At 73.8% G+C, this 26,657-nt stretch carries 27 protein-coding genes; 7 read left to right on the top strand and 20 right to left on the bottom strand.

The features are described from left to right. Positions 1 to 68: 68 nt before the first annotated feature. Positions 69 to 1,016 (bottom strand): sugar-binding transcriptional regulator, encoded by a 948-nt coding sequence (locus tag ABD080_RS03595; protein WP_343903670.1) that lies wholly within the window; start codon positions 1,014 to 1,016, stop codon positions 69 to 71. Positions 1,017 to 1,123: 107 nt separating this feature from the next. Here ABD080_RS03595 and ABD080_RS03600 point away from each other — a divergent pair, with 107 nt between their 5' ends. Next, entirely contained in the window at positions 1,124 to 2,662 is a 1,539-nt protein-coding gene (locus tag ABD080_RS03600; protein WP_343903671.1) for an FGGY-family carbohydrate kinase, read from the top strand. A gap of 143 nt (positions 2,663 to 2,805) precedes the next feature. Here ABD080_RS03600 and glpK read toward each other — a convergent pair whose 3' ends face one another. The 3 genes from glpK to ABD080_RS03615 form a co-directional block, all read right to left on the bottom strand. Continuing rightward, the gene (glpK, locus tag ABD080_RS03605) at positions 2,806 to 4,341 is read right to left on the bottom strand and encodes a glycerol kinase GlpK (RefSeq protein WP_264451424.1); all 1,536 of its coding nucleotides are present in this window, start codon (positions 4,339 to 4,341) and stop codon (positions 2,806 to 2,808) included. A gap of 97 nt (positions 4,342 to 4,438) precedes the next feature. Then, positions 4,439 to 5,170 carry an MIP/aquaporin family protein gene (locus ABD080_RS03610; protein ID WP_343903672.1) on the bottom strand — a complete coding sequence of 244 codons (732 nt, stop codon included), beginning with the start codon at positions 5,168 to 5,170 and terminating at the stop codon, positions 4,439 to 4,441. A 155-nt stretch (positions 5,171 to 5,325) separates the two neighbouring features. Then, the gene (locus ABD080_RS03615; protein WP_343903673.1) at positions 5,326 to 7,071 is read right to left on the bottom strand and encodes a glycerol-3-phosphate dehydrogenase/oxidase; all 1,746 of its coding nucleotides are present in this window, start codon (positions 7,069 to 7,071) and stop codon (positions 5,326 to 5,328) included. A gap of 97 nt (positions 7,072 to 7,168) precedes the next feature. On the opposite strand from ABD080_RS03615, the gene ABD080_RS03620 reads away from it, so the two are divergent. Further along, the gene (locus ABD080_RS03620) at positions 7,169 to 8,125 is read left to right on the top strand and encodes a sugar-binding transcriptional regulator (protein WP_343903674.1); all 957 of its coding nucleotides are present in this window, start codon (positions 7,169 to 7,171) and stop codon (positions 8,123 to 8,125) included. A 263-nt stretch (positions 8,126 to 8,388) separates the two neighbouring features. On the opposite strand, the gene ABD080_RS03625 is transcribed toward ABD080_RS03620, so the two are convergent. The 11 genes from ABD080_RS03625 to ABD080_RS03675 all read right to left on the bottom strand — a co-directional run bounded on the left by ABD080_RS03625 (position 8,389) and on the right by ABD080_RS03675 (position 16,988). Further along, entirely contained in the window at positions 8,389 to 8,799 is a 411-nt protein-coding gene (locus ABD080_RS03625) for an ASCH domain-containing protein (protein ID WP_343904628.1), read from the bottom strand. A gap of 319 nt (positions 8,800 to 9,118) precedes the next feature. Further along, entirely contained in the window at positions 9,119 to 10,189 is a 1,071-nt protein-coding gene (locus ABD080_RS03630) for a hypothetical protein (protein WP_343903675.1), read from the bottom strand. Positions 10,190 to 10,413: 224 nt separating this feature from the next. Then, positions 10,414 to 11,286, bottom strand: a complete 873-nt coding sequence (fdhD, locus tag ABD080_RS03635; protein ID WP_343903676.1) for a formate dehydrogenase accessory sulfurtransferase FdhD — start codon at positions 11,284 to 11,286, stop codon at positions 10,414 to 10,416. Between the two features lie 27 nt (positions 11,287 to 11,313). Beyond that, positions 11,314 to 11,691 (bottom strand): ArsR/SmtB family transcription factor, encoded by a 378-nt coding sequence (locus ABD080_RS03640; RefSeq protein WP_343903677.1) that lies wholly within the window; start codon positions 11,689 to 11,691, stop codon positions 11,314 to 11,316. Further along, positions 11,688 to 12,197, bottom strand: coding sequence for an SRPBCC domain-containing protein (locus tag ABD080_RS03645; protein WP_264451417.1), 510 nt, complete (start codon positions 12,195 to 12,197; stop codon positions 11,688 to 11,690). The genes ABD080_RS03640 and ABD080_RS03645 overlap by 4 nt, the downstream gene beginning before the upstream one ends. A 103-nt stretch (positions 12,198 to 12,300) precedes the next feature. Then, positions 12,301 to 12,777, bottom strand: coding sequence for an SRPBCC domain-containing protein (locus tag ABD080_RS03650; RefSeq protein ID WP_343903678.1), 477 nt, complete (start codon positions 12,775 to 12,777; stop codon positions 12,301 to 12,303). An 85-nt stretch (positions 12,778 to 12,862) separates the two neighbouring features. Next, complete coding sequence (locus tag ABD080_RS03655) at positions 12,863 to 13,801, bottom strand: NmrA family NAD(P)-binding protein (protein ID WP_264451416.1); 939 nt, start codon at positions 13,799 to 13,801, stop codon at positions 12,863 to 12,865. Continuing rightward, complete coding sequence (locus tag ABD080_RS03660) at positions 13,798 to 14,781, bottom strand: ABC transporter substrate-binding protein (protein WP_264451415.1); 984 nt, start codon at positions 14,779 to 14,781, stop codon at positions 13,798 to 13,800. The genes ABD080_RS03655 and ABD080_RS03660 overlap by 4 nt, the downstream gene beginning before the upstream one ends. Positions 14,782 to 14,836: 55 nt before the next feature. Beyond that, positions 14,837 to 15,502, bottom strand: coding sequence for an ABC transporter permease (locus ABD080_RS03665; RefSeq protein WP_137769202.1), 666 nt, complete (start codon positions 15,500 to 15,502; stop codon positions 14,837 to 14,839). Further along, positions 15,499 to 16,155, bottom strand: coding sequence for an ABC transporter permease (locus tag ABD080_RS03670; protein ID WP_137769203.1), 657 nt, complete (start codon positions 16,153 to 16,155; stop codon positions 15,499 to 15,501). The genes ABD080_RS03665 and ABD080_RS03670 overlap by 4 nt, the downstream gene beginning before the upstream one ends. Beyond that, positions 16,152 to 16,988, bottom strand: coding sequence for an ABC transporter ATP-binding protein (locus ABD080_RS03675; RefSeq protein WP_343903679.1), 837 nt, complete (start codon positions 16,986 to 16,988; stop codon positions 16,152 to 16,154). Before ABD080_RS03675 ends, ABD080_RS03670 begins: the two co-directional genes overlap by 4 nt. Positions 16,989 to 17,170: 182 nt before the next feature. Here ABD080_RS03675 and ABD080_RS03680 point away from each other — a divergent pair, with 182 nt between their 5' ends. Together ABD080_RS03680 and ABD080_RS03685 are read left to right on the top strand one after the other, a co-directional pair. Further along, positions 17,171 to 17,716: a PadR family transcriptional regulator gene (locus tag ABD080_RS03680; RefSeq protein WP_343903680.1), complete on the top strand. Its 546-nt coding sequence runs from the start codon at positions 17,171 to 17,173 to the stop codon at positions 17,714 to 17,716. Further along, a complete protein-coding gene (locus tag ABD080_RS03685; protein ID WP_343903681.1) occupies positions 17,713 to 18,693 on the top strand; it encodes a zinc-binding dehydrogenase in 981 nt (326 codons plus the stop codon). Before ABD080_RS03680 ends, ABD080_RS03685 begins: the two co-directional genes overlap by 4 nt. A gap of 19 nt (positions 18,694 to 18,712) precedes the next feature. Here ABD080_RS03685 and denD read toward each other — a convergent pair whose 3' ends face one another. Continuing rightward, on the bottom strand, positions 18,713 to 19,663 hold the full coding sequence (gene denD / locus ABD080_RS03690; protein WP_343903682.1) for a D-erythronate dehydrogenase: 951 nt from the start codon (positions 19,661 to 19,663) through the stop codon (positions 18,713 to 18,715). 54 nt (positions 19,664 to 19,717) lie between these two features. After that, positions 19,718 to 20,410, bottom strand: coding sequence for a FadR/GntR family transcriptional regulator (locus ABD080_RS03695; protein ID WP_259361223.1), 693 nt, complete (start codon positions 20,408 to 20,410; stop codon positions 19,718 to 19,720). Between the two features lie 133 nt (positions 20,411 to 20,543). Between ABD080_RS03695 and ABD080_RS03700 the strand changes: the two genes are divergently transcribed. The 3 genes from ABD080_RS03700 to ABD080_RS03710 are packed head-to-tail and all read left to right on the top strand — an operon-like array spanning position 20,544 to position 24,266. Then, a complete protein-coding gene (locus ABD080_RS03700) occupies positions 20,544 to 21,929 on the top strand; it encodes a GntT/GntP/DsdX family permease (protein WP_343903683.1) in 1,386 nt (461 codons plus the stop codon). A gap of 50 nt (positions 21,930 to 21,979) precedes the next feature. Beyond that, positions 21,980 to 23,374: a four-carbon acid sugar kinase family protein gene (locus ABD080_RS03705; RefSeq protein ID WP_343903684.1), complete on the top strand. Its 1,395-nt coding sequence runs from the start codon at positions 21,980 to 21,982 to the stop codon at positions 23,372 to 23,374. Further along, complete coding sequence (locus ABD080_RS03710) at positions 23,367 to 24,266, top strand: NAD(P)-dependent oxidoreductase (RefSeq protein WP_343903685.1); 900 nt, start codon at positions 23,367 to 23,369, stop codon at positions 24,264 to 24,266. Before ABD080_RS03705 ends, ABD080_RS03710 begins: the two co-directional genes overlap by 8 nt. A gap of 37 nt (positions 24,267 to 24,303) precedes the next feature. Here ABD080_RS03710 and ABD080_RS03715 read toward each other — a convergent pair whose 3' ends face one another. From ABD080_RS03715 to ABD080_RS03725, 3 genes are read right to left on the bottom strand one after another with little or no spacing between them, the layout of a single operon-like run. Continuing rightward, the gene (locus ABD080_RS03715; protein ID WP_343903686.1) at positions 24,304 to 25,110 is read right to left on the bottom strand and encodes a class II glutamine amidotransferase; all 807 of its coding nucleotides are present in this window, start codon (positions 25,108 to 25,110) and stop codon (positions 24,304 to 24,306) included. A 25-nt stretch (positions 25,111 to 25,135) separates the two neighbouring features. Further along, entirely contained in the window at positions 25,136 to 25,963 is an 828-nt protein-coding gene (locus ABD080_RS03720; RefSeq protein WP_137769206.1) for an amino acid ABC transporter permease, read from the bottom strand. Then, positions 25,960 to 26,652, bottom strand: a complete 693-nt coding sequence (locus ABD080_RS03725; RefSeq protein WP_137769207.1) for an amino acid ABC transporter permease — start codon at positions 26,650 to 26,652, stop codon at positions 25,960 to 25,962. Before ABD080_RS03725 ends, ABD080_RS03720 begins: the two co-directional genes overlap by 4 nt. Between the last annotated feature and the right edge of the window lie 5 nt (positions 26,653 to 26,657).

The following is a 26,657-nucleotide window of genomic DNA, read 5'->3' on the forward strand; positions in this document are numbered from 1 at the left end:
TACGAACATTCGTCAAGCACAAATGTTCCGATTGAGGGCGCCGCAGGTCAGAGGAGGAATCAGGAGGCTCAGACCGCGGAGTCGGGATGCGCGAGCACCGCGAGCGCCGTCGGCTCGTCGGTGATCAGCGTCGAGAACAGCCCCGCCCGGGCGCCCGCGAGGATCGACGGTGCCTTGCGGACGTCCGCCGCGAGCGCGATCGCGTCCGGGATGTCCCGCATCAGCTCCCGCGAGGGCCGCACCAGGCAGTCCGAGCCCGGGAAGGCGACCGCCTCGCCCGCGGCGTCGTAGAAGTGGAGGTTGATGTCCCCCACCGCCGGCTCGAGCAGCGGCTCGTCCCGTGGCACGACGGAGGTCAGCGACTCACGGCCGCGGTACGGCTCGCCGACGCCCACCACCACCGCGCGCGCCCGCCGCCACAGGTCCGTGATCGCGAGGAAGCTCGGATCCGCCTGCAGCGAGTCCCACAGGCTCGGCGAGGGCTGCGCCGGAGCGAACATGAACCGCGGCTCCGCATGCGTGCGATCCGCGAAGCGCCGCACGATCTCGTTCGTCTGGAACGACGGATCGGGCTCCTGCTGCCCGCCCACCGTGGGCGCCACGATCACGCCCGGCAGCTCCGGCAGCCCCGCCATGCCGCTCACCGCATAGGTCGTCTTCCCCGAGGACAGCAGCAGCACGTCCCCGCGCCGCAGGCCCAGCCCCCGCAGCTCCTCCCCCAGCAGGTCGCCGACCCCCCGGAAGCCCCGCTGCACCTGGTCCCCCGCCGCGATCCGCACCCGGGCGACGCCCAGGCGCTCCCGCAGCCGCAGCTCGAGGTCCGCGAGATCCCCCGCGCTCGGGTCGAGCACCTCGAAGCGCACCATGCCGATGCGACGCGCCTCCGCGATGAGCTTGGAGACCGTGGGCCGCGAGACGTGCAGCAGCTCCGCGATCTCCGCCTGGCGCAGATCGTCGAGGTAGTACGCCGAGGCGGCGCGGTGCAGCAGCTGCACGTCCATCGTCGTCTCGAGCACGGGCTCTCCTCCGCAGCGGGGTCACGGGGCGGCACCCCGACGGTGACAGGATAGGGGCGGCGTCGAGGCCGTCCTGCCCGATGCCGTCCCGAGACGGAGGACAGGGCATGCGAGCAGGCGTGACGCGGGCACCGCGCACGGACGCACCGCGCGGGGCCACCCCCGCCGTGCTGGGGGTCGACGTCGGCACCTCCGCGAGCAAGGCGATCCTCGTGACGCTCGACGGCACCGTCCTCGCGACCGCCGTGCGCGAGCACACCGTGGACCGGCCCCGCCCCGGGCACGTCGAGATGGACGGCGGGATCTGGTGGGACGAGCTCGTCTCCATGGCCGCCGAGCTGCTCACCGGCCCCGCCGGCGACGGCGTCGAGGTCACCGGGATCGGGCTCTCCGGCATGGGACCGTGCGTGCTCCTCGCCGGGGCCGACGGCACCCCCGTGCGTCCCGCGATCCTCTATGGCGTGGACACCCGCTCCGGCATGCAGATCGACCGCCTGCGCGCCGAGCTCGGCGACGACGCGATCCTCGAGCGCTGCGGCTGCGTGCTCACCGCCCAGGCCGCCGGACCCAAGATCGCCTGGGTCGCCGAGGAGGAGCCCGAGGTCTATGCTCGCGCCCGTCGGCTCTTCATGACCGCGAGCCACCTCGCCTTCCGCCTCACCGGGCAGTACGTGCTCGACCACGCCTCCGCGAGCCAGGCCGCACCCCTCTACGACCTGCGGTCCGGGCGCTGGGACGAGGAATGGGCCGCGCGCGTCGCCCCCGGCATCGAGCTGCCCGAGCTGCGCTGGGCCGGCGAGGCCGCCGGGACCGTCACCGCGCAGGCCGCCGCGGCGCTCCCCGGGATCGCCGCGGGCACCCCCGTCATCACCGGCACCATCGACGCCTGGGCCGAGGCCCGCGGCGCCGGCACCGAGCACCCCGGCGACATGATGCTCATGTACGGCACCACGACCTTCCTCGTCGCCCGCACCGCGGAGCTGCTCCCCGGCCGCGAGCTCTGGGCGACCGCCGGCACCGCGCCCGGCGGCTGGACCCTCTCCGGCGGCATGGCGGCCTCCGGCGCGATCACCGGCTGGCTGCGCGAGCTCACCGGCGGGGACGACTACGGCGACCTCGTGGGCGAGGCCGCCGCGAGCGGGCCCGGCGCGCGCGGCCTGCTCATGCTCCCCTACGTCGCCGGGGAGCGCTCCCCGCTGCACGACCCCGACGCCCGCGGCGTGATCGCCGGGCTCACCCTCTCCCACACCCGCGGCGACCTCTACCGCGCCGCCCTCGAGGCCGCCGCCCTCGGCGTGCGCCACCACCTCGAGGCGATGGCCGCCGCCGGCGCCCGCATCGACCGGGTCGTCGCCGTGGGCGGCGGCGCCCGCACGGACCTGTGGCCGCAGATCGTCTCCGACGTCACCGGGCTCCCCCAGCGCATCCCCCGCTGCACGATCGGCGCCTGCTACGGCGGGGCGATGCTCGCCGCGGAGCTCGCCCACGGCATCGACACCGGCCCCTGGCAGGGCACGGACCACGAGGTACGCCCCGACCCCGCCCTGCGGGAGACGTACGACGAGCTCTACGGCCTGTACCGGGACCTCTACCCCGCGACCCGGGACGTCGCCCACGCCCTCGCCCGGCGGCAGCGGGAGGCCTGAGGCGGGCACGACGAGGGCCGGCGGTCACCTCCCTCGGGAGGTGACCGCCGGCCCCTGGCGTCGGACGCGGTCGATCAGCAGATCAATGAATCAGCCGTACTGGATGGCTGATCTCCTACCGCTCGTCCCTCGCAGCACGTCGATCAGCCGTTCAGAGCCTCGACGTCGTCGTCCACCCAGTCGAAGGTGCGCTCCACGGCCTTCTTCCAGAGGCGGAGGCTGCGCTCACGGGTCTCCGGGTCCATGTCCGGCTCCCAGCGCTTGTCCTCGTCCCAGTTGTCGATGACGTCCTGCTCGCCGGACCAGAAGCCCACCGCGATGCCGGCCGCGTAGGCGGCGCCGAGGGCGGTGGTCTCGATGACCTTCGGGCGCACCACGGGCACGCCGAGGATGTCGGCCTGGAACTGCATGAGCGTCTCGTTCATGACCATGCCGCCGTCGACCTTGAGCTCGGTGAGGTCCACGCCGGAGTCCGCGTTCATGGCCTCGAGCAGCTCGGCGGACTGGAAGGCGGTGGCCTCGAGGGTGGCCCGCGCGATGTGGTTCTTCGTGATGTAGCGGGTCAGGCCCACGATCGCGCCGCGGGCGTCGGCCTTCCAGTACGGGGCGAAGAGACCGGAGAAGGCGGGGACGACGTAGCAGCCGCCGTTGTCGTCGACCTTCTTGGCGAGATCCTCGATCTCCGGGGCGGTCCTGATCAGGCCCAGGTTGTCGCGCACCCACTGCACGAGCGAGCCGGTCACGGCGACCGAGCCCTCGAGCGCGTAGACCGGCTTGCTGTCGCCGATCTTGTAGGCGACGGTCGTGAGCAGACCGTTCTCGCTGCGCACCAGCTCCTCGCCGGTGTTGATGAGCATGAAGTTGCCGGTGCCGTAGGTGTTCTTGGCCTGGCCCACCTCGAAGCAGGCCTGGCCGAAGGTCGCGGCCTGCTGGTCGCCGAGGATGCCGGCGATCGGGGTGTCGATGAGCAGGTCGTTCTTGCGGCCCTTGCCGTACACCTCGGAGGAGGACTTGATCTCGGGGAGCATGGAGAGCGGGATCCCCATGTCCTTCGCGATGTCCTCGTTCCAGTCGAGGGTGTCGATGTTCATGAGCATCGTGCGGGAGGCGTTGGTGACGTCGGTGACGTGCACGCCGCCGTTGACGCCGCCGGTCAGGTTCCAGACGAGCCACGAGTCGGTGTTGCCGAAGAGCAGGTCGCCCTTCTCCGCCTTCTCGCGGGCGCCGTCGACGTTGTCGAGGATCCACTTGACCTTGGGGCCGGAGAAGTAGGTGGCGAGCGGGAGGCCCACGCGCTCCTTGTACTTGTCCGCGCCCTCGTCGCCGCCCAGCTCGTCGCAGATGCGCTGCGTGCGGGTGTCCTGCCAGACGATCGCGTTGTAGACGGCCTCGCCGGTGGTCCTGTCCCACACCACCGCGGTCTCGCGCTGGTTGGTGATGCCGACGGCGGCGAGCTGGTGACGGTTGATGTCGGCGTTGACGAGCGCCTGGCCCACGACGTCGCGGGTGTTCTTCCAGATCTCGGCGGGATCGTGCTCGACCCAGCCGGCCTTGGGGAAGATCTGCTCGTGCTCCTTCTGACCGGAGGCGACGATCTGGCCGCCGTGGTCGAAGACGATCGCACGGGTCGAGGTGGTGCCCTGGTCGATCGCGAGGATGTACTGCGGTGCGTCGGACATGGTGACTCCTTCGTCGGATGGTTTCACGGTAGGGGGTGGGAGCGGCGGCGGGGACGGATCGCCGCCGCCGCGGGGCTCAGGAGAGGGGTGCTGCAGCTCAGAAGAACACGAGCGAGGCCACACCGGCGAGGATGCCGCCGATCACGGGGCCGACGACCGGGACCCACGCGTAGCCCCAGTCCGAGGAGCCCTTGTCCTTGATCGGCAGCAGCGCGTGCGCGATGCGGGGGCCGAGGTCACGGGCGGGGTTGATGGCGTACCCGGTGGGGCCGCCGAGGGAGGCGCCGATCGCGACGACCAGCAGCGCGACGGCGAGCGGGCCGAGGCCGCTCGGGGTGTTGCCGAACTGGATGATCACGAAGACGAGCACGAAGGTCGCGATGATCTCGGTGACCAGGTTCCAGCCGTAGGCGCGGATGCCGGGGGCGGTGGAGAAGGTGCCGAGCTTGGTGGGGCCGTCGGGGGTCTCGTCGTAGTGCTTCTTGTAGGCGAGGTACACGATGACCGCGCCCAGGATCGCGCCGATCATCTCCGCCGCGAAGTAGGTGATCGTGGTCCCGAAGGTGACCGGGATGCCGGGGGCGTACTCAGCGGCGCCGCTGGCCAGCAGGCCCACGGTGACCGCGGGGTTGAGGTGCGCGCCGGTCTTGTAGGCGACGAACACGCCCGCGAAGACCGCGAGGCCCCAGCCCCAGTGGATCATGAGCGGGCCGCCGCCATGGCCGCCCGTCTTGTTCAGGGCGTGGTTCGCGACCACGCCGACGCCCAGCACGATGAGCATCGCGGTGCCCGCGATCTCCGAGAGCAGGATCGTTCCGATGGTTCCCATAGGTTCTCCTCGTCGAGAGCCGTCCCGCAGGTGGCGGGCCGGGGGCCCCGGTGGTGCCGGGGCGGGGTGCGCACGCTGGCGCGGGGGCGGGGCGAGGGCGGGCTCCGTGCCCGCCCTCGGGGCGCCGGGGAGGGGTGTCCCCGGCGCCGACCGGATCAGGCCCTGACGGGCACCTCCGGGACCGCGGCGATCGCCGCGGCGACCTCCGCGTCGGTATGGGTCGCCTCGCCGGCGAGGCGGGCGTCGATGTAGGCGCGGTAGGTCTCGACCTCGCGCTGGGCGGTGGCCTCGTCCCAGCCGAGCTCGGGGGCGATGAGGGCGGCGATCTCCTCGGCCGCCGCGACGCCGCGGTCCCGGGTCTCGTAGTCCAGGCGGGTGCGGCGCTGGAGGACGTCGGCCAGGTGGCGGGCGCCCTCGGCGCGCACCGCGTAGACGGCCTCGGCGCGCACGTAGCGGGGGGCGTGCTCGAGCGGGGTCGCGAGCGAGGGGTCCTCGTCGATCAGCGTGAGGACGTCCCGCAGCAGGGTGCCGTAGCGGAAGATCAGGCGGTCGATACGGATCTCCTCCCAACCGTGCTGCACGGCGATCGCGCCCTTGTCCCGCTTCAGCTCCGCGAGGCCCTGCGCGCCGATCACGGGGACCGTGCGGGTGAGGCTCGGGCGGCCCGGGAAGCTCGTGCGGGTCGCGAAGTCCACGACGTCCTCCGCCATGACGCGGTAGGTGGTGTACTTGCCGCCCGCGATCGCGGTGAGGCCCGGCTCCACCTCCATGACGGTGTGCTCGCGGGAGACCTTCGTGGACGTCGAGCCGTCCGAGCCCTTCTTCACCGGCTGCAGCAGCGGGCGCAGGCCCGTGTAGACGCCGATGACGTCCTCGCGGGTGAGGTCGTGGGAGAGCACGGCGTTCGCGTGCTCGAGCACGTAGTCGATGTCGTCGGAGGTCGCGCCGACGGCCGTCGGGTCCTCCTTCCACGGGGTGTCCGTGGTGCCGATGACCCAGTACTCGTCCCACGGGATGATGAAGAGGACGGACTTCTCGGTCTGCGTGATGATGCCGGTGTCCGGCACGGCGCGGATGGTGTCGCGGGCGACGGTGATGTGGATGCCCTTGGAGGCGAGGACCTCGAGGCCGGCGTCGGCCCCGGCGAGCTCCTGCTGGTCCTGGGTCCAGACGCCGCCGGCGAGGATGACCTCGCGAGCGTGGACGTCGAACTCCTCCCCGGTCTCCTCGTCGCGCACGCGCACGCCGACGACGCGCTCGCCCTCGTGGAGGTAGGAGACGACGGAGGTGTAGTTCGCGACCGCGGCGTCGTGCTGGGCGGCGGAGCGCACGAGCATCATGACGAAGCGGGCGTCGTCCACCTGCGCGTCGAAGTACTCGAGGGCGCCGACGATCTTCTCGCCGTCCAGGCCCGGGAACACCTCGAGCATCTTCTCGTGCATGAGGTGGCGGTGGAAGGGCACCGCGCGCTTGCGACCCACGGACTGCATGGCGTCGTAGAGGGTCACGCCGGCGCCGATGTACGTGCGGTCGATCACCTTGCGGAAGAACGGGAAGACGAACTTGATAGGCCGCACCAGGTGGGGGGCCGTCGTCTCGAGCAGCAGGTCGCGCTCGCGCAGGGCCTCGGCGACGAGCTTGAAGTCGAGCATCTGCAGGTAGCGCAGGCCGCCGTGCATGAGCTTCGAGGAGCGGGACGAGGTGCCGGAGGCCCAGTCGTGGCGCTCGACGAGGCCGACGGAGAGCCCGCGGGTCGAGGCGTCGAACGCGGCGCCGGCGCCGTTGACGCCGCCGCCCACGACGAGCACGTCCAGCGGCGACTCGGAGGTGGCGGCGCGGAGCCGCGCCAGGTGCTCGGCACGGTTCTCGGGGGTGAGGGCGGACCGCTGCAGTGCGGACATTCGAGGAGCTCCTTCGCTGTTGCCGTGTTCGCCGACCATCGTGGAACTGTCGTGCAGCGTTGGCAAGCGGGGTGCACGAACGTGCAAGACTGGTGCCATGAGCGCCGGGAACCGCCTCGAGCACGCCTTCGCGGCTGCACGGATGTACTACGACGAGGGCCAGACGATGGAGACCATCGCCCAGTCCCTCGCCGTCTCCCGCTCCACCGTCTCCCGCCTCCTGCGCGACGCCCGCGACGAAGGCCTCGTCACCATCTCCCTCCACCCGCCCGGCGCCTACCGGGCCGACGAGCTCCGCCACCGCCTCGCCGAGCGCTTCGGCGTCCGCGCCCACGTCGTCGCCGCCCCCGAGCCCGGCGAGCGCGAGCGCCTCGCCGCCGTCGCCGAGGCGGGCGCGTCACTGCTCGAGGAGATGCTCGAGCCGGACATGACCATCGGCCTCGCCTGGGGCACCACCACCTCGAACCTCGTCGCCCGCCTGCGCCCCGCGCCCACCCCCGGACTGCGCATCGTCCAGCTCAACGGTGCCATCAACACCGAGGGCTCCGGCATGACCTACGTGTCCGCCGTGCTCGCGAAGGCCGCCGGGCTCTGGGACGCGACCGTGCACCACTTCCCCGTGCCCGCCTTCTTCGACCACGCCTCCACCCGCCAGGCCATGTGGCAGGAGCGCTCCGTGCAGCGGGTCCTCCACGTGCAGCGCCAGTGCACGCTCGCCGTCTTCAGCGTGGGCGCCTTCGACGCCGAGGTCCCCAGCCACGTCTACACGAACAACTACCTCACCCCGGAGGACCGCCGCTCCCTCCGCGCCGACGGCGCCGTCGGCGACGTGTGCACCGTCTTCCTCCGCGCGGACGGCACCTGGAAGGGCATCGGCATGAACAACCGCGGCACCGGCCCGAGCCCCGCCCAGCTCGCCCGCATCCCTCGCCGCCTGCTCCTCGCCGCCGGCAGCCGGAAGGCCGTGCCATTGCGCGCCGCCCTCCGCGCGGGCGTCGCCACCGACCTCGTCGTCGACGAGGTCACCGCCCAGAGCCTGCTCGCCCTGGGGTGAGCGGGCGCGGCCGGCGCGTCGCGGCGGGCGCCCAGCAGCTCCCCGCCCCCGCGACTTCTCCCGCCCCCACTTCGCCGCCCCCCGGCCCGACCGCGCGCCCCTGCCCCCTCCGCTCCCCTATGGATGGTCCGATTCCGTTCCATCCGGGGCGCCGTTCTGGAACGGAATCGGGCCATCGGAGAGCGGGACGGGGAGCGATCAGGCCGTGAGCCCGGCGAGCAGCGCCGGATAGGCAGGGTGCGCGAGCCGTGACGAGATCGGGGTCAGCTCTCCGGACGGGCGGGATGCACGACGCGGAAGCGCTCGCAGACCACGGGCATGTCCGGCGCGAACCCGGCGGCCGAGTAGTCGCGCCAGAAGCGCTCGTGGATCTCGCGCCAGGCGGCGAGGCTGCGGTCCCCCTCCCCCTCGGCGTGCGCATGCTCGGCCGTCACCTCGTCGAAGGGCACCACGTCGACGCCGGTCACCTCGAGCACCGCGCGCGGCGCTCCCGCACCGTCGAGGATCACGGAGAGGAGGCCGACGACGGGCATCGGCTCGCTGTCCGGCTCGTCGTAGTCCGCGAGGGAGCTCGCGGTGGCGGACTTCGTCCCGTCGAGCACGAGGGCCAGCAGGCCGTCGGCGTGCTCGGGCGTCGCACCGAAGGCCCAGGCCTCGGGCGGATCGGCCGGCAGCTCGGGGTGGGCGGCCCGGGCCTCGGCCCAGAAGCTGCGGACGGCGGCGTCCGATGAAGCGGCGTCAGTGGTGTCGGCGGGGGCGGCAGCGTCGGGGGCGGCGGGGCCGGGGGCGGAGTCGGAGGCGGAGGCGGAGGCGGAGGCGGAGGCGGGAGCAGCGTCGTCGGAGGTCACTCCGCGATCCTAGGGAAGCTCCCTCGAAGGTCCGATTCCGTTCCATTGCGAGCTCAGATCTGGAACGGAATCGGACCATCGGGCGCGAGAGGCGGGTCGCTCCCCGGGGCGCGCGCACCGGAGCAGGAGCCGGGCCACGCTGCCGTCACCGATCCATGCGTGCCGCGGGGTGTGTCGCGACGACCGCGGCGAGCCGGCGTCGGATCCGTGCGGCGTCGGGCACCACCGCGCCGTGGCGAGCCAGGGCGTCCCGGATCCGCAGCAGGATCCGCAGCGGCCGCCGGAGGTCATCGCCGTTCGCGCGGACGAGCGTCCACCCCAGCCCCGCCAGCTGGTCCCGCCGCTCCTCGTCACGGCGCCATTGCCCCTTCGTGGTCCGATGCCCGTCGCCGTCATACTCGAGCCCGAGCCGAACGTCCTCCCAGGCCAGGTCGATGTAGCGCGCGCTCCGGTCGCGGGGGTCGGAGACACGCAGGTTCGGCACCGGCTGAGGGAGTCCGACGGCCTCGATCACCAGACGCATCACCGTCTCGCCCGGGGAGCGGACATCCGGCAGCGCCCTCCCGAGCGCACGGCGCGCCGCCGGCGTCCCCGCTCGACCAGGATTCGACGCGAGCACCGCATGCAGCGTGTCGACGCTCTGCCCCGGGTAGCGGGACTGCGGTCCGATCATCGCCTCGACCACGGCGACGAGGTCCCACGGGCGCAGCACCGTCCCGAGCTGGCGGAGCACCTCACCCTGGACCGGGAGGTGAAGCTTGCCGACCTGGGACGTCGCCACCGGGCCGCCACGATGGACCACCGCCCCGCGCCCGATCCGAGTGCGCCCGCCTCGAGGGAGGAGGCAGTGCAGCACGGGCAGCGTCGCATCGTCACCGAGGGCGGTGCCGGTCGGCACGGCGGGGACCACGAGGGTCCCGTCGCCCAGCTGCTCCGCCACCGGGAGCATCCCGATCCCGCCCTCGATCCGGGCGGGCAGCGGCAGCCCCCACAGCAGCGCGGCCGTCGCGTGGCTCGGCATGCTCCCGGGCAGCGCCCTGTTCTGCAGCACCCAGCCCATCGCGTTCAGCGAGCACGGGAACGCGGTGGGCGTGAGGTAGCCGGGGAAGACGGTCGTGAAGGAGTCCGAGGCGAGATCGCGCGGGTGCATGCCGACCGAGATCCAGACGGAGCGGTGCTCCAGGACGCCGGCGAAGCGGGGCAGAGCAGGGGGCATGGGCCGACGCTACGAGCGGACCAGGGCTCCGCGCCGGCGGGGGCTGCGGCTGTGGAGAAGGGCGCGGTGGGGAGGAGAGGCGCGCTGCACGCCGCACCCACGCCCACGCCCACGCCCACGCCCACGCCCACGCCCACGCCCACGATGGTCCGATTCCGTTCCAGATCGGCGCCAGAGATGGAACGGAATCGGACCATCCGGAGGGGGAGAAAGAAGGGGCACGCTCAGCCCTCGACGGCGGAGAGGTCGAGGCGGTCCTCGCCGGTGTAGACGTTGAGGCGGCCGTCGCCGTCGTCGGCCGCGCGGGCGAAGCCCAGGAGCGTCATACCGAAGGCCTCGGCCGTGTCCACGGCGAGGGAGCTCGCGGCGGAGACGCAGGCCAGCAGCGGCACCCCGGCGAGCGCCGCCTTCTGCGCGATCTCGAAACTCGCACGGGAGGAGACGAGCAGGAAGCAGTCGGCGAGCGGCAGGCGGTCCTCGAGCAGCGCCCAGCCGATGACCTTGTCCACCGCGTTGTGACGGCCCACGTCCTCCCGGACCACGAGGATCTCGCCGTCGCGGCCCACGAGCGCGGCCGCGTGGACTCCGCCGGTGCGGGCGAAGACGGGCTGGCGCTCCCCCAGCTCACGCGCCGCCTGCAGCACGACGCGCGGGTCGATCCGCCAGTCGGCCCCGAGGGTGAAGCGGCCGCGCCGTCGGACCGCCTCGATGCTCTCCGCCCCGCACACGCCGCACGCGGAGGAGGTGGCGAAGGCGCGGGAGGCGACGGGCAGCAGCTGCGGCCGCGCGGTCGTGAACTCCATGACGTTGTAGGTGTTGCGGGGCAGGCCGGTCTCGTCCTCGACGACGGCGCCGTCGCAGTAGCGGGCCTCGGCGACGTCCTCGCGGCGCTCGATGAGCCCCTCGCCGTGGAGGAAGCCGTGGATCAGCTCGACGTCGTGGCCCGGGGTGCGCATCGTGAGCGAGAGCCGCTGCCCGTTCAGGCGGATGTCCAGCGGCTCCTCGACGGCGACGTGGTCGCCCTTGCGGCCGGCGTACAGCTTCCCGTCGCGGACGCGGACGGTGCGCACGCGCGCGGTGTCGGTGACCCTGCCCATCCCTCGAGGATAGTCGCGGCGGGCACGTCAGGGGGACATCGAGGCGGGGCCCTCGCGACCCTCCGTCTGCTCCGCGGCCGCCTTGAGCCCGGCGAGGCGGCCCTCCCAGCCGGTCGCGACGAGGCCCAGGAGGTCGGAGACCTCGCGCACCCGCTCCGGGGTCACGGTGTGGACGCGCCGGCGGGCGCTGCGCTCGGCGCGCACGAGCCCGGCCTGCTCGAGGACCGTGAGGTGCTTGGCGACGCCCTGGCGGGTGAGCTCGAGGTCCCGGGCGACGGCGCCGGCGTCGTCCGGCCGCTCGGCGAGGCGCACGAGGATCCGGCGGCGGGTGCGGTCCGCGAGGGCGGGGAGCAGGAGGTCCGCCGCGGGGTCGAGGAGGGCGAGAGCGGCCGACGGAGCGCTCACTCCGCCGCCTCGCACACGGCGCGGGCGACGCCCAGCTCCTCGATCCAGCCGTCGGCGTTCTCCTCGAACCGGCGCCGACGGATGGCCGCGTCCCCGGCGAGACTCGCGAAGCCGCTCTCGCGGACGGTGAGCTCCACGCCGTCGCCGTGCGGGGCGATCGTGAACTCGACGGTGGTGCTCACCGGCTCGGCGTCCCCTGCCTCGCCCTCGCCTTCGCCGCCGAGCCAGCGGAAGACGGCGCGGTGCGGCGCCTCGAGGGTCACGGTCTCGATGACGAAGGCGCCGTGCACGGGATTGAGGACCCGGGTGCGGCCGCCGCCGAGGTCGGTGAGCTCGTGCTCGCGGCGGGTGCCGTCGTTGATGAACCAGCCGGGCTCGCTGACAAGGGCGAAGACACGTTCGGCGGGGGCGGCGATCGCGATCGAGCGGACGATCTCGTCGGGGACGTCCTCGGTGGTGAGGGCGGTGGGGTCGGGGGCGGCGGTACCGGCGGTGGATCCGGTCATGAGGAGCTCCTCGGTCGGGCGGGACCTGTCCCGCGTGACCTCAGCGTGGCATGACGGAGCCCGTAGTGCAACCCATCTGTTGCACTACGGGCTCCTCGGCGGCTCAGGCCTCGCTGACGGCGGCCGCGAGCAGGTTCAGCGACTGCTCGAGCTCGGCCTCGGTGATGAGCGGGAAGCCCACCTTCTCGAGCAGCTTCTTGTCGGTCACCTTGTCCCAGGAGTAGGTGAGCACGACCTCGGTGGTCGAGGCGTCCTGGGCGCGCAGCTCGTAGAGCCACTCCCAGCCCTTCGGGGCGTCCGGGGCGTCGTCGTTCGCGGGCTGCCAGCCCACCATCTTGTTCTCGTCGAAGGCGGTGACGTGGTTGTGGATGCGGTAGTCGCCGCCCTGGTCCTCGCGGTGCATGTTCATCACGAACTTCTCGCCGGACTTCGTGATGCGCTCCGTGTCCTCAGAGGACCGGACGCTGCCGGAGCCGTCGAAGTACGGGTGCTTCGCCGGCAGCGTGAGCAGCGCGAAGATGTCCTTCGCGGGGGCGTCGATGATGCGGGAGACGGTCACGTGCGTGTCGGAGGTCGTCATACCCCCACCTTGCCGCAGTCCCCGGCCGCTGTCACCCGATTCCCGACCACCAGGTCGTTCCCGCTGGTCAGCGGGGGTCACCGGCTCATGCCCGCACGACGTCCTCGAGGCGCAGCGGCTCGCGGCCCAGCACCTCCGCCACGTGCCCGCTCACCGCGGCGAGCGCGCCGGAGGCGATCGCGGTGTACGTGCTGATCCAGGCCTCGACCTCCCAGTCCGGCGCCCCGTAGGGCGCGCGGGAGGCGCGGGCCTCCTCCATCGTCTCGTCGACGTAGCGGTGCTCGAGCCCGGTCGCGGCCGTGAGCCGCGCGGCGACCTCGCCGAGGGTGGGCGCCTCGGCGCCCGTGAGCTCGAGGACCCTCCCCGCGAAGGCCGACGGGGCCGCGAGGATCCGTGCGGCGACCTGGGCGACGTCCTCCCGCGCGACGAAGGCGCAGCGCCCCTCGCCGGCGGGGCCGCGCAGGGTGCGGTCCTCCCCCGCCCAGGGCTGCAGCACGTCGAGGTAGAAGCAGTCCCGCAGCAGGGTCCAGCGCATGCCGGTGGCCTCCGCCGCCTCGCGGATCGCGTCCTCGGTGGCGCCGTGGTCCCGGGCGAGGGTGAACTCGGCGTCCGAGGACGCGCCCGTGAACGAGGTGTAGACGAGGTGGCGCACGCCGGCCGCCGCGGCGGCCGTGACCGCCGTGCGGTGCTGGTCGACCCTGTCCGCGCTCTCCCCGGCGGAGACGAGCAGCAGCGTCTCCACCCCGGCGAAGGCGGCGGTGCAGGCCTCGAGGTCCCCGTAGGTCGCGACGGCGATCTCGGCCCCGTCGATCCGCGGGGCGCGCTCGGCGGCGCGGACCACGAGCCGCAGGTCGGCGCCCAGCACCGCCTGCGCGAGGAGCGCCGCGACCCGGCCGCCGAGCTGCCCGCTCGCGCCGGTGACGGCGATCCGCGCGTGCACCGGCGCCGCGGCGCCGTCGACAGTCCCGGCGACCGCGCCGTCGCCCGCGCCGTCGTCCGTGCCGGTGGTGCCCGGCGTGCTCATGAGCCCAGCAGACCCTTCTCGGTGAGCCAGGCCTTCGCGATCGTCGCGGAGTCCTGCTTGTCGGTGACGCTCTTGGTGTTGAGCGCGATGAGCTCCTCGGTGGTGAGGACGTCGGTGACGGTCTTGATCGCGGCGGCGGCGTCCTCGTCGATCCGCTCGGAGACGAGCGGGGCGACGTTCTGCGGCAGGATCATCGACTCCGGGTCCTCGAGGGTGACGAGGTCGTTCGCGGCGATGGACGGGTCCGCGGTGTAGATGTCCGCGAGCTGCGTGGTGCCGTCGAGCAGCGCCTGCAGGGTGAGAGGGCCGCCGGAGTCGGAGACGGGGACGACGGTCACGTCGGCGTCGTAGACGCTCTTCGCGCCCTGGGGGCCGTAGGGGCGCTCCTCGAACTCGGGGTTCGCGGCGATCTTGAGGTCCTCCACCCCGGCGAGGTCGCCGATGGCGGCGAGCTGGTTCTGGGAGGCGAAGTCCTTGGTCGTCGTGTAGGAGTCCTGGTCGGTGGCCTCCGCGTGGGGCAGCACGCGCAGGCCGTCCGGGAGGGCCTCGCCGAGGGCGGTCGCGAGATCGTCCGCGGTGCCGGTCGCGGCGGACTCGTCGAGGTACTGCAGGAGGTTCCCGAGGTACTCGGGGAGCAGATCGATCGCCCCGGACTCGAGCTCCGGCATGTACACGTCCCGCTGGCCGATCTGGTACTGCCGCTCGACGCTCGCGCCGGAGTCCTCGAGGACCTGCGCGAACAGCTCAGCGATGATCTCGTTGGAGTAGTACTGCTGCGAGCCGATGACGAGGGCGCCGGTCGCGGCGCCACCGCCGTCGGACGACCCGCCGGAGGCGGAGCCGGACTCCTTCGCGAGGGGGTCCTCGTTCGAGCAGGCCGCGGCGCCGGCGGCAACGAGGCCGGTGCCCGCGAGCGCGGCGAAGGAGCGCCGGCCGAGCGCGGGGCCGCGCGAGGGACGGGGGGTGCGGGATGTGGTCATGGTGTCCTCCTGGACGCGGGCGGTGCGGATCGGGTGAGGGGCGGGTGGAGCCGGGTCAGGTGCGGGCGGCGCCGCGCGGGGCGGTGAGCCGCTCCACGAGGCGCAGGGCGAGGTCGATGACGAGCGCGAGGGCGACCACGAGGATCGACCCGCCGAGCATCTGCGGGTAGTCGGAGAGGTTCAGGCCCAGGAAGATGAAGCGACCCAGGCCGCCGTTGCCGATGTAGCTCGCGAGCATGACCGTCGCGACGACCTGCACGGCCGCGAGCCGCACCCCGCCGATCAGCAGCGGGAGGCCCAGCGGCACCTCGACCCGGGTGAGGATCTGCCATTCGGTCATGCCCTGGGCGCGGGCGGCGTCCACGGTGCGCGGGTCCACGGCCTCGCACGCGGAGTAGGCGCCGGCGAGCAGCGAGGGGATCGCGAGGATCACGAAGGCGAGCACGGGCGCGGTGAGCCCGATCCCGAGCCACAGCCCGAAGAGGGTCACGAGGCCCAGGGTGGGCAGGGCGCGGGCGGCGCCGCTGAGCGCGACGACGGGACCGCGGCCGCGGCGGGTGTGGCCGACGAGCAGTCCCACCGGGATCGCGACGAGCGCGGCGATGCCGACGCCCAGGAGCGTGTACCAGAGGTGCTCGAGCAGGCGCACGGGGATCGAGCCGGGACCGGACCAGCGGGTGGGGTCGGCGATCCAGGCGAGGGCCTCGAGGAGCTGGGTCATGCTCGCGCCCCCTTCCGGCGCGGGGTGCGCGCCCAGGGCAGAGCGACCCGGGCGCCGAGGACGATCAGCAGATCGAGGAGCAGGGCGAGGGCCACGGTGAGCACGATCCCGGAGAGGATCTCCTCGAGGATGCCCCGCTGGAAGCCGTCGATGAAGAGCATGCCGAGGCTCGGCACGCCGAGCACGCCGCCCACGGTCACGAGGGACACGGTGGAGACGGCGAGGACGCGCAGCCCGGCGACGAGGGCGGGACCGGCGAGCGGCAGCTCGACCTGCCAGAACCGCTGGAGGGGGGCGTAGCCCTGGGCGGTCGCGGCGCGCAGCGTGTCCCCGCTGACGGCGCGCAGGGCCTCCGAGGCGCTCGGCACCATGAGGGCGAGCCCGTAGATCGTGAGCGCGACGACGATGTTCAGGGGGCTGCGGATCGAGGTGCCGAGGAACAGCGGGAGCACGATGAACAGGGGCAGCGAGGGGATCGCGTAGAGCAGACCGGCACCCGCGGTGAGGGAGGTGCGCAGCCAGCCGCGCACGGCGATGAGCTTCGCGATCGGCAGCGAGAGGACGAAGGCGAGCAGGATCGGCGGGATCGCCTGGAGGACGTGGGCGAGCAGGCGGGAGCCGAGCAGGTCGAGGTTCTCGAGGACCCAGGTCATGCGCGGGCCGCCCCGCCGGCAGGGGGCTCGAGGACGCCTGCGGCGCGGCCGTCGGCGTCGACGACGATGCGGCGGCCCTCGATCTCCTCGACGTGGAGGGTGCGGGTGCCGCGGTCCGCGCCGACGAAGCTGCGCACGAAGTCGTCCGCCGGGGCGGCGAGGATCTCCTGCGGGGTGCCCTGCTGGGCGACGACGCCGCCGGGGCGCAGCAGCACGACGCGGTCGCCGAGCAGGAAGGCCTCGTCGATGTCGTGGGTGACGAAGACGATCGTCTTGTGCAGCTCCTTCTGGATCCGCAGCATCTCCTGCTGGAGGTCCGCGCGGACGATCGGGTCCACCGCACCGAAGGGCTCGTCCATGAGCAGGATGTTCGGATCCGCGGCGAGGGCGCGGGCGACCCCCACGCGCTGCTGCTGGCCGCCGGAGAGCTGGGAGGGGTAGCGGCGGGCGAGGGCCGGGTCCAGGCCCACCGTCTCGAGCAGCTCGAGGGCGCGGGAGCGGGCCTCGCGCCGGGAGGTGCCGCGCAGCACGGGGACGGTGGTGACGTTGTCGAGCACGCTGCGGTGCGGGAGCAGCCCGGAGGCCTGCATGACGTAGCCGATCGAGCGGCGCAGGCGCACGGGGTCGAGGCCGGCGACATCCTCGCCGTCGATCGCGACGCGGCCGCTGCTGGGATCGACCATGCGGTTGATCATGCGCAGCAGGGTGGTCTTGCCGGAGCCGGAGGTGCCCACGAGCACGACGGCCTCGTGGGAGGCGATCTCGAGGCTGAAGTCCTCGACGGCGGTGGTCCCGTCGGGATAGGTCTTGCCGACGTTCTCGAAGGCGATCAACGGGGCCTCCCGTGCGGGTGCGTCAGTCGGGGCGTCGTACAGGTGTTCGAGGGACGTGCGCGGCCGACACTACTGCATCGCCGCCCTCGTGGCAGGACGTGGCCGGCGATTCTTCCCGGCCTCGAGAAAAATACATCGAAACGAGGTACCTCGCAACGAGGTATCTGCGGTACGGTCGCTCCGTGATCGAGCTGATGATCCTCGGCCTCCTGGCCGACGGCCCCCTGCACGGCTACGCGCTGCGCCGCCGCATGGAGCAGCTGTACGGCCACGCCCGCGCCGTGAGCGACGGCGCACTCTACCCCGCGCTCCGCCGGCTCCGCGAGGCCGGCGCGATCACGGAGACCGTCGACGAGCGGCCCCGCATCGCCGCGGCCGAGCGCCGCACCCTCGCCCTCACCGACGCCGGCCGCGAGCGCCTCGAGGAGATCCTGCGCGGGGCCGACGGCGCCCTCGTGAGCGACCAGTCCCGCTTCTTCGTCGTCCTCGCCTTCCTCTCCCACCTCTCCGACGCCGACGGGCGCACGGCCGTGCTGCGCCGCCGGCTCGCCTTCCTCGAGGGTGGCAGGAGCTTCTTCGTCGACGCCGAGGACCGCCCCCTGCGCTCCGCCCAGCTCGAGGACCCCTACCGCCGCGGCATGCTCCGCATCGCCCGGGACGTGCGCGCCACCGAGGTCGCCTGGCTGCGCGAGCAGATCGAGGACGCCCCCACCGAGGAGACGACATGACCACCATGCGCGCGATCGTCCTGGACGCCCCGGGACCGCCCGCGGCGCTGCGCCTGCGCACCCTCCCCGTCCCCTCCCCCGGTCCCGCTCAGGTGCGGATCCGGGTGCGGGCCGCCGGCATGAACCGCTCCGAGCTCCACACCCGGATCGGCCTCGCCGAGGGCGTCACGCTCCCCCGGGTGCTCGGCATCGAGGCGACCGGCGAGGTCGATCTCGACCCCGCGGGCGAGCTGGCCCCGGGGACGACGGTCGTGACGATGATGGGCGGGATGGGCCGCACGTTCGACGGCGGCTACGCCGAGTTCACCTGCGTACCCCGCGAGCAGGTGATCCCGGTGCGCAGCACGCTGCCGTGGGAGCAGCTCGGCGCGATCCCCGAGATGCTGCAGACGGCGTACGGCGCGCTCACCCTCGGCATGGACGTCGGCCCCGGGGACACGGTGCTGATCCGCGGCGGGACCTCCGCCGTCGGGCTCGCCGCGGCGGTCGTCGCGCGGCGTCTCGGCGCGAGCCGGGTGCTCGCCACGACCCGCAGCGCCGAGCGGGCGGAGGCCCTGCGCGCGGTCGGGGTCGACGAGGTCGTCGTGGACGACGGCCGCATCGCCGGGCGCGTGCGGGAGCTCGTCCCCCGCGGCGTGGACTCCGCGCTCGAGCTCGTGGGCGCCCCGACCCTGCGCGACACCCTCGAGTGCGTGCGCGAGCGCGGGACCGGCTGCTTCACGGGCATGCTCTCGAACCGATGGATCCTCGAGAACTTCTACCCGATCGGCTTCCTGCCGCGCGGGGTGCGCCTGAGCGCCTACGGCGGCGAGGCCTCCGACCTCCCGGCGGACGTGCTCCAGGACTACGTGGACGACGTCGCCCCGGGCCGGGCCGCGCTGCCGCTGTGGCGTGCGTTCCCGCTCGAGGAGGCGCCGCGCGCGCATGCGCTCATGGAGTCCGGCGAGGCGCTCGGGAAGATGGTGCTGCTGCCCTGACCCGCCGGGCCGGGGCGGATCAGCGCAGGTGGTCCTCCACGAACTCGGCGACCAGGTCGTCGAAGGACGCGTCCTTCCCGAAGCCGAGGGCGAGCGCGCGCTCGACGTCGAAGGCGCCGGGCCAGGAGCCGACGATCTCCTCGACCGCCGGGTCCGGCTCGTCGGTCACGAGGGCCCGCGCCTCCGCGCCTCCCGCGCGCTCGAGGGACGCGAGCATCTCCCCCACCGTGACGGTGAGGCCGGGCAGGTCGAGCACGGGCCAGTCGCCGAGGGCGCCGGGCGGCAGGGTGAGCGCGTGGACGAGGTTCGCGACGACGGTGCGTGGGCCCGCGAGCCACAGCCGCGTCGAGTGCGGGACGGGGCAGGTCGAGGCCACGCCCTGGAGCGGCTCGCGGATGATGCCGCTCGCGAAGGAGCTCGCGGCGGAGTTCGGGGCGCCGGGGCGCACGGCGATCGTGGGCAGGCGGCACACGCGGCCGTCGGCGAAGCCCTTGCGGGTGTGCTCGGCGACGAGCAGCTCGCCGATCGCCTTGAAGGCGCCGTAGGTGGAGGCGGGACGGGCGGCCCAGGTGGCGGGGACGATCTCCGGCACCTCCCCGCCGAACACCGCGAGCGAGCTCGTGAACACCAGGCGCAGCGGCTGCTCCCGGAGCGCGGAGAGCGCGCGCACGCGGCCCAGCAGGGCGCGGGTGCCGTCGAGGTTGACGCGCTCGGAGAGGTCGAAGTCCTGCGCGGAGCCGCCGGAGAGCACCGCGGCGAGGTGGAGCACGGCGTCGGTCCCCTCGGGCAGGGCGTCCTCGAGGACCGCGGGGTCGGTGAGGTCGCCGACGACCGAGCGCACCCGCGGGTCCTGCACGCGGGAGGGGGCGAGGTCGAGGGAGACCACCTCGCGGGCGGTCCCTCCGGCCAGCAGGGCCTCGGTGACGAGGGTGCCGAGGAATCCGGCTCCTCCGGTGACGACGATGCGCATGGTGCTCCTTCGGACGGTGCGGTCGGTTCGGGTGTGCGGTCGGTGCGGGGCGGGTCAGTCGAGGGAGACGCCGTCGGTCGCGGCGGCCGTCTGCTCCATGTGGCCGGACATGGCGCGCTCGGCGGCGTCGGCGTCCCGGGCGGCGAGGGCGTCGAGCAGGGTGCGGTGCCAGCCGATCGCCGCGACCCGCACGGGCCGGGGCGTCGAGGTGCGCACGCGCACGCTCAGCAGGACCTCCTGCAGCGGGGCGAAGGCGCCGGTGAGATAGGGGTTCGCGGCGGCGTCGACGATCACCTCGTGGAAGGCGACGTCGGCCCGGGCGGTGCGCTCGGCGTCGCCGTCGACCTCCGCCTCCATGATCTCGATCTGGCGGCGCAGGCTCTCGAGGTGCGCCTCGGTGATGCGGGGCGCGGCGAGGCGCGCGATGCCGACCTCGAGCACGCGGCGCGCGTCCATGAGCTCGGCGACGACGGCCGCGGTGTCCCCCGTGAGGCGGGCGCGGACGGCGAGCACGGCGGGGTCGAGCACGGACCAGCGCTCGGGCGGGGCGATGCGGCCGCGCCGGCCCTGCTGCACGTCGAGCACGCCTGCGGCGGCGAGGGTGCTCACGGCCTCGCGCACGGTGAGGCGGGAGACGCCGCAGCGCTCGGCGAGGTGCGCCTCGGAGGGCAGCGGGTCGCCGACGACGAGCTCTCCCGCGGCGATGGCCTCGAGGATCTCGCCCCGGGCACGGTCCGGTGCCTTCATCGCCGCTCCTCCTCGATCCTCGTCGACGTCGTCCGGGCCGGTCGCGTTGACAGCATCCCGGCTCACCCCTAACTTATCTGATATCTGACAGGTCCGCGGGAAGCGGCCCGCCCCCGATGTCGATGAGGATGTCATGTCACCCACCGTGCTGGTCCTGCTGGGCCTCGCCTCCGTCGCCGCGATCCTGGTCCTGATCATCAGGGCGCGCGCCCACCCGTTCATCGCGCTGCTGCTGGTCTCCGTGGCCCTCGCGCTCGTCGCGGGCATCCCGCTCGGCGACGTGGTCCCGCTGCTCCAGGAGGGCATGGGCAAGACCCTCGGCTCGGTCGCCCTGATCGTCACGCTCGGCGCCATGCTCGGCAAGATCGTCGAGCTCTCCGGCGGCGCCGAGGTCCTCGCCCGCGCCCTGCTGCGCGCCTTCGGCGAGCGCCGCGCCCCCTGGGCCCTCGGCGCCGCGTCCTTCCTCTTCGGCATCCCCGTCTTCGTCGACGTCGCCACGATCGTGCTCGTGCCGATCGTGCTCGCCGTCGCGCGCCGCCTCCCCGGCCGCGTCAACATGCTCACCTACGCCCTGCCCACCGTCATGGCGCTGCTGACGGTGCACGTCGTGCTGCCGCCGCACCCGGGGATCGTGGGCGGCGCCGAGCTGATGGGGGCGGACGTCGGCCTCGTCCTGCTCATCGGCCTCGTCCCCGCCGTGCTCATGTGGCTGTTCGCGCAGGTGCTCAGCGGGTTCCTCGCCGGGCGCATCCACTCCGCCGTGCCCGCGGAGGGCACGCTCGCCGCCGGCACCGGGAACGACGAGGGCGCCGCGCAGGACGGCGAGGGGCATGCGGGCGCCCCCGGCGTGGGCCTCGTGCTCACCGTCATCCTCGTGCCGCTGCTGCTCATCATGGCCGGCACGGTCTCCGCGCTCGTCCTGCCCGAGGGGAGCCTGCTGCGGGACGTGCTGGGCCTCGTCGGCGCCTCCCCCATGGCGCTCCTCATCGGCGTGCTGCTCGCGATCTGGTCCCTGGGCCTGCGCCGCGGCTGGGGCGCCGGTCGTGTGGAGGACGTGCTCGCCGCCGCGCTGCCCGCGACCGCCGCCGTCATCCTCATCACCGGCGCGGGCGGCACCTTCGGCCACGTGCTCGCGAGCACCGGTGTGGCGGGCGCCGTCTCCGACGTGCTCGTGGGCACGGGCCTGCCGATCCTGCTGCTCGCCTGGCTGCTCGCCGCGTTCATCCGCGCCGCCCAGGGCTCCGCGACCGTCTCGACCCTCACGACCGCCCCGCTCATCGCGCCGATGACCGTCTCCGCCGGCCTCGACGCCCCGCAGATCGCGCTCGTCGCCGTGACGATCGGCGTGGGGTCGATGGCGCTCTCCCACGTCAACGACTCGCTGTTCTGGGTGTGGAGCCGCTACTTCCAGGTCCCCACCGGCGCGGCGCTGCGCTCCTACACCGTCGCGACGACCGCGACCTCGATCGTGGGGCTCGGCATCGTGGCGCTCCTGTGGCCGGTCGTCGCCCTGCTCTGACCGCGCCCGCTTCACCCCGCCCACCCGCACCCTCCGGAAGGACACCCCTCATGACCACCGACCGCCGCCTGCTCGTCCTCGACGACGACCCGACCGGCTCCCAGTGCGTGGCCGGGGTGGACGTCGTGCTCGGCCCGGACGCCGCGCTCGCCGCCGCGGCCCTCGCCGAGCCCGGCTCGACCTGCTTCGTGCTCACCAACAGCCGCGCGCTCGAGGAGGCCGAGGCCGCCGGGCTCGCCGCGGAGCTCGTGGACGGCGTGATCGCCGCGGGCGTGGACCCTGCGAGCCTGCACGTCGTCTCCCGCTCCGACTCGACCCTGCGCGGGCACGTCATCGCCGAGCCCGCCGCGATCGCCGCCGCCCTCGCCCACCACGGGCGGGAGGTCGACGGGATCCTGCTGGTCCCCGCGATGATCGAGGCCGGCCGCACCACCACCCACGGCACGCACCACGCCCTCGTCCAGGGCGAGCGGCTCCCCGTCGCCCAGACCGACTTCGCCCGCGACGCGACCTTCGGCTACACCCGCTCGGACCTCCCCGGCTTCCTCGAGGAGCGCTCCGGCGGGGCCGTCCCCGCCCCGGAGGTGCTGCGCGTGGACCTCGAGGACATCCGCGGCGGCAGCGCGGACCGCGTCGAGCAGATCCTCGGCGCGGCGCACGGGGGCCGATGGATCGCGGTCGACGCCGAGGAGTACGACGACCTCGAGGTCGTCGCCGAGGCCGTGACCCGCCTGGAGGCGCGCGGCCGCACCCTCCTCACCCGCTGCGCGCCGAGCTTCGTGCGGCCCCTCGCCGGGCAGCGCGGCGCGCGCGTGCTCACCGCGGAGGACCTCGAGGTGCCCGCGGACCGCGCCGGCCACGGCCTCGTCGTCGTCGGCTCGCACGTGGGCCTCACGACCCGGCAGCTGGGCGTGCTGCAGGAGCGGGGCGGGCACGCGGAGGTCGAGCTCTCGGTGCCCGCGCTGCTGGACCCGCTGACCCGCGGCACGCACCTGCGCGAGGCCCTCGAGGCGGTGCGCGCGGCGCTCCGCGAGCAGGACGTCGTGCTCTCCACGAGCCGCGACCTCGTGCGCGGCGAGGACGGCGCGGATTCCCTCGCGATCGCTCGCAGCGTCTCCGACGCCGTCGTCGAGCTCGTCGCCGCGCTGCGTGGCGACCGCCCCTCCTGGGTGGTCGCCAAGGGCGGCATCACCTCCCACGAGGTCGCCGCCTCGGGGCTCGGGATCCGCCGCGCCGAGGTCGCCGGGCAGTTCTTCCCCGGCCAGATCTCCCTGTTCACCCCGCACGAGGCGCCGCCCGAGGTGCTCGGCATGCCCTACGTCGTCTTCCCCGGGAACGTGGGCGGGGACGACGCCCTCGCGGAGGTCGTCGAGCGCCTGCGCGCCGCGACGCCCGCCGCCTCCACCCCCACCAGCGCCACGACCGACGGAGCACGCCATGCCTGAGCACCCCGATCACTCCCCCGCCCTCCCGCGCGTAGCCTGGATCGGGCTCGGCGCCATGGGCGCGCCGATGGCCCGCCGGCTCGGCGAGTCCGGCGTGCCCGTCACCGCCTTCGACGTGAACCCCCAGGCGGCGCCCACCCTCGCCCCCGCCGTCACCACCGCCGCGTGCGCCCGCGAGGCCGTGGCCGGGGCAGGCGTCGTCGCGGTCATGGTCGCGACCCCCGCCCAGCTCGAGGAGCTGCTCCACGGCGAGGGCGGCATCGCGGGCGCCCTCGATCCGGGTGCCGTGCTGCTCGTGCTCTCGACCGTCGGCCCCGCCGCCGTCGAGGCCGCCGCCGCGGGCCTCGCGGAGCGCATCGCCGGGGTGGTCGACGCCCCCGTCTCCGGCGGCACCGCGCGCGCCGGCACCGGGGAGCTGCTCATCATGGTGGGCGGGGCCGACGCCCCCGTCGCCGCCGTGCGCCCCCTCCTGGACCTGCTCGCCGCCACCGCACCCGTCGTGGGCGGCCGCGTGGGCGACGGCCAGCGCTTCAAAGCCGTCAACCAGCTGCTGTGCGGGGTGCACATCGCCGCCGCCGGCGAGGCCCTCGCCCTCGCCGACGCGATGGGCCTCGACCTCGCCCAGGTGCACGAGGTGCTCGGGGCGGGCGCCGCCGCCTCCTTCATGTTCTCCGACCGCGGCGCGCGCATGATCGCCGAGGAGGAGCCCGAGGTGCGCTCCGCCCTCGACATCTTCGTCAAGGACATGGCGCTCGTGACCGACGCGGCCCGCACCGCCGGGCAGCCCGTCCCGCTCGCCGCTGCCGCGGAGCAGATCTACCAGCGCGGGAAGCAGGCGGGGCTGGGCCGGCAGGACGACTCCGCCGTGTTCCGCCTCGCCCGGGGCCGCTGAGCCGCCTGCCGCGCTGCGCCGCGCCGCAGGGACGTGCTCAGAGCGGCGGGTGCTCGGTGACGGCGAGCGTGGTGCGGCCGATGCTCAGCGCCCCGCCCTGCGGCAGGGTCGCGAAGTCCGCCCGCTCGTAGCCGGTGGAGCTCACGAGCACCCGCTCGGTGTCCTGGCGCCAGCGCAGGTCGTAGACCTCGCGGGGCTGGTCCGCGGGGGCCTGCGCCGGATCGTGCTGGGCGAAGGCGATGAGCGCGTCCGGCGTCGTGAGCAAGCAGTTCAGGGACTCCGGCGGCCGTCCCGCGATCTCCTGGAGCCAGGCGGTGAGCTCCGCCGCGGCGCGCTGCACGGCGAGCGCCCAGTCCTGCGGGGACGGGCCCGCAGCGGCAGCGCCGTCGGCCGCCGCCTTCCGCGCATGCGCGGTGATCAGCGAGAGGAACAGCTCCGAGTCCGTGGTGCCCTCGGGGCGGCGCCCGCCGCGCGCGAGGATCCGCTCCCGCAGCTCCGGGGAGAGGTCGAACTGGCCGTTGTGGCTGAAGGTCACCTCCCCCTCCACGAAGGGATGCGTGTTCGTGAGCTCGAGGGCGAGGCCCACGCTCGCCCGGCGCAGGTGCACCGCGATCACCTCGCCGTGGGCCTCCGCGACCGCGTCCCCGTAGGCGTTCGAGGCGAGCGCCGTGTCCGTTCCCTTGCGCAGCTCCGGCGTGCGGGAGCGGTGCGGATCCGGGTACCAGGCCACGCCCCAGCCGTCCTTGTGCCGCTCGGAGAGCGCGGTGAACAGGGGCAGCTCCGCCGGCACGATCCGCTCGAGCGGGCGCGGGGTGAAGCTGACGACGCCGAGGAGTCGGCACATGGGGAGGTCCTTCCGTCAGGCCGGGTCAGCCCGTCGCGGCACGGCGCCGCATACGGGCGTCGAGCAGGTGCGCTGCGCGCGTGAGCAGGATGTTCAGCACGATGTAGATCCCGGAGACCACAAGATACGTCTGCACGAGATAGCGGGTGATCGAGACCATCGTCTTGCCCTGGAACTGCAGCTCGTTCACGCTCACCACGTACCCGAGCGTCGAGTCCTTCAGCAGGCTCACGAGCGCGAGCACGAGGCTCGGCAGCACGAGCCGCACCGCCTGCGGCAGGATCACCGCGCTCATGGTCTGCCCCGAGGTCAGGCCGATCGCCGCGCCCGCCTCGTGCTGGCCGCGGTCCACGGCCCGGATCCCCGCCCGGAACACCTCCGCCGTCGTCGCGGAGCTCACGAGGATCATCGGGATCACGAGCATCCAGAAGCGCGGGAAGGTCACGCCGTAGGCGGGCAGGGCCAGCAGGAACGCGTAGACCACGAGCAGCATCGGGATGCCGCGGAAGAACTCGATCCACGCCGCGGCGACCGCGCTCAGCACCCGCAGCCGGGACAGCCGGCCGAGCGCGAGCAGCAGGCCGAAGGGGAAGGCGACCACGGCCGCGACCGCCGTCGCCCGCAGGGTGCCCAGCAGACCCTCACCGAGGAAGGCGAGGTAGTCGCGGCGCAGGTACGGCAGCCACTTGTCGGCCGCGAGCTGCCCGTTGCGGCCGAACTGCCACAGCCCCAGCCCGAGCACGGCGGCGATGGCCAGCACCGAGAGGACGGAGAGGAGACGGATCCTGGCCCGGCCGCGGGGGCCGGGCGCGTCGAAGAGCACCTGGGTGGCGCTCGCGCTGCGGGTGCTCATGCCTGCGCCGCCCCCTGGAGCCGCACGGACGGGCGCAGCCGGCCCGAGCCGCCCGGCGCGAGGCGCGCCTCGAGGCGGCGCCCGCCGTAGGCCGCGAGCAGCGACAGCGCGAGGTAGACGACGCCCGCCACGAGGAACAGCAGCACCGCCTCCGCCGAGCGGATGTTCAGCTGCTGCGTGACGTACGTGGTCTCGCCGACGGAGATCGCCGCGCACAGCGAGGAGCCGATCAGCGTGCCGATGAAGACGTTCACGAGCGGCTGGACCATCGTGCGGAACGCCTGCGGCAGCACCACGAAGCGCAGCACCCCGAAGAAGCCCAGGCCGATCGAGCGGGCCGCCTCCGCATGGCCCACGGGCACCGTGTTGATGCCCGAGCGGATGTTCTCGCCCACGAACGCGGCGCTCGAGAGAGTCAGGCCCAGCACGCCGCACCAGAAGTACGGCAGCACGAGGCCCGCGTCCGGCAGCCCGAAGGCGAGCAGGATCAGCAGGCTCAGCAGCGGGATGTTCCGGAAGATCTCGACGTACACCGTCCCCGCCCAGCGCAGCGGCGGGATCGGGCTGACCCGGCACACCGCGACCACGGTGCCCAGGACCAGCGCGAAGGCGTAGCCGAGCAGCGTCAGGGCGATCGTGGTGCCGATGCCCTGCAGCAGCAGGGGCCAGTTCTCGACGAGGATCTGCATCCGGG

This window comes from Brachybacterium rhamnosum (genome assembly GCF_039526185.1).
Classification (GTDB): domain Bacteria; phylum Actinomycetota; class Actinomycetes; order Actinomycetales; family Dermabacteraceae; genus Brachybacterium; species Brachybacterium rhamnosum.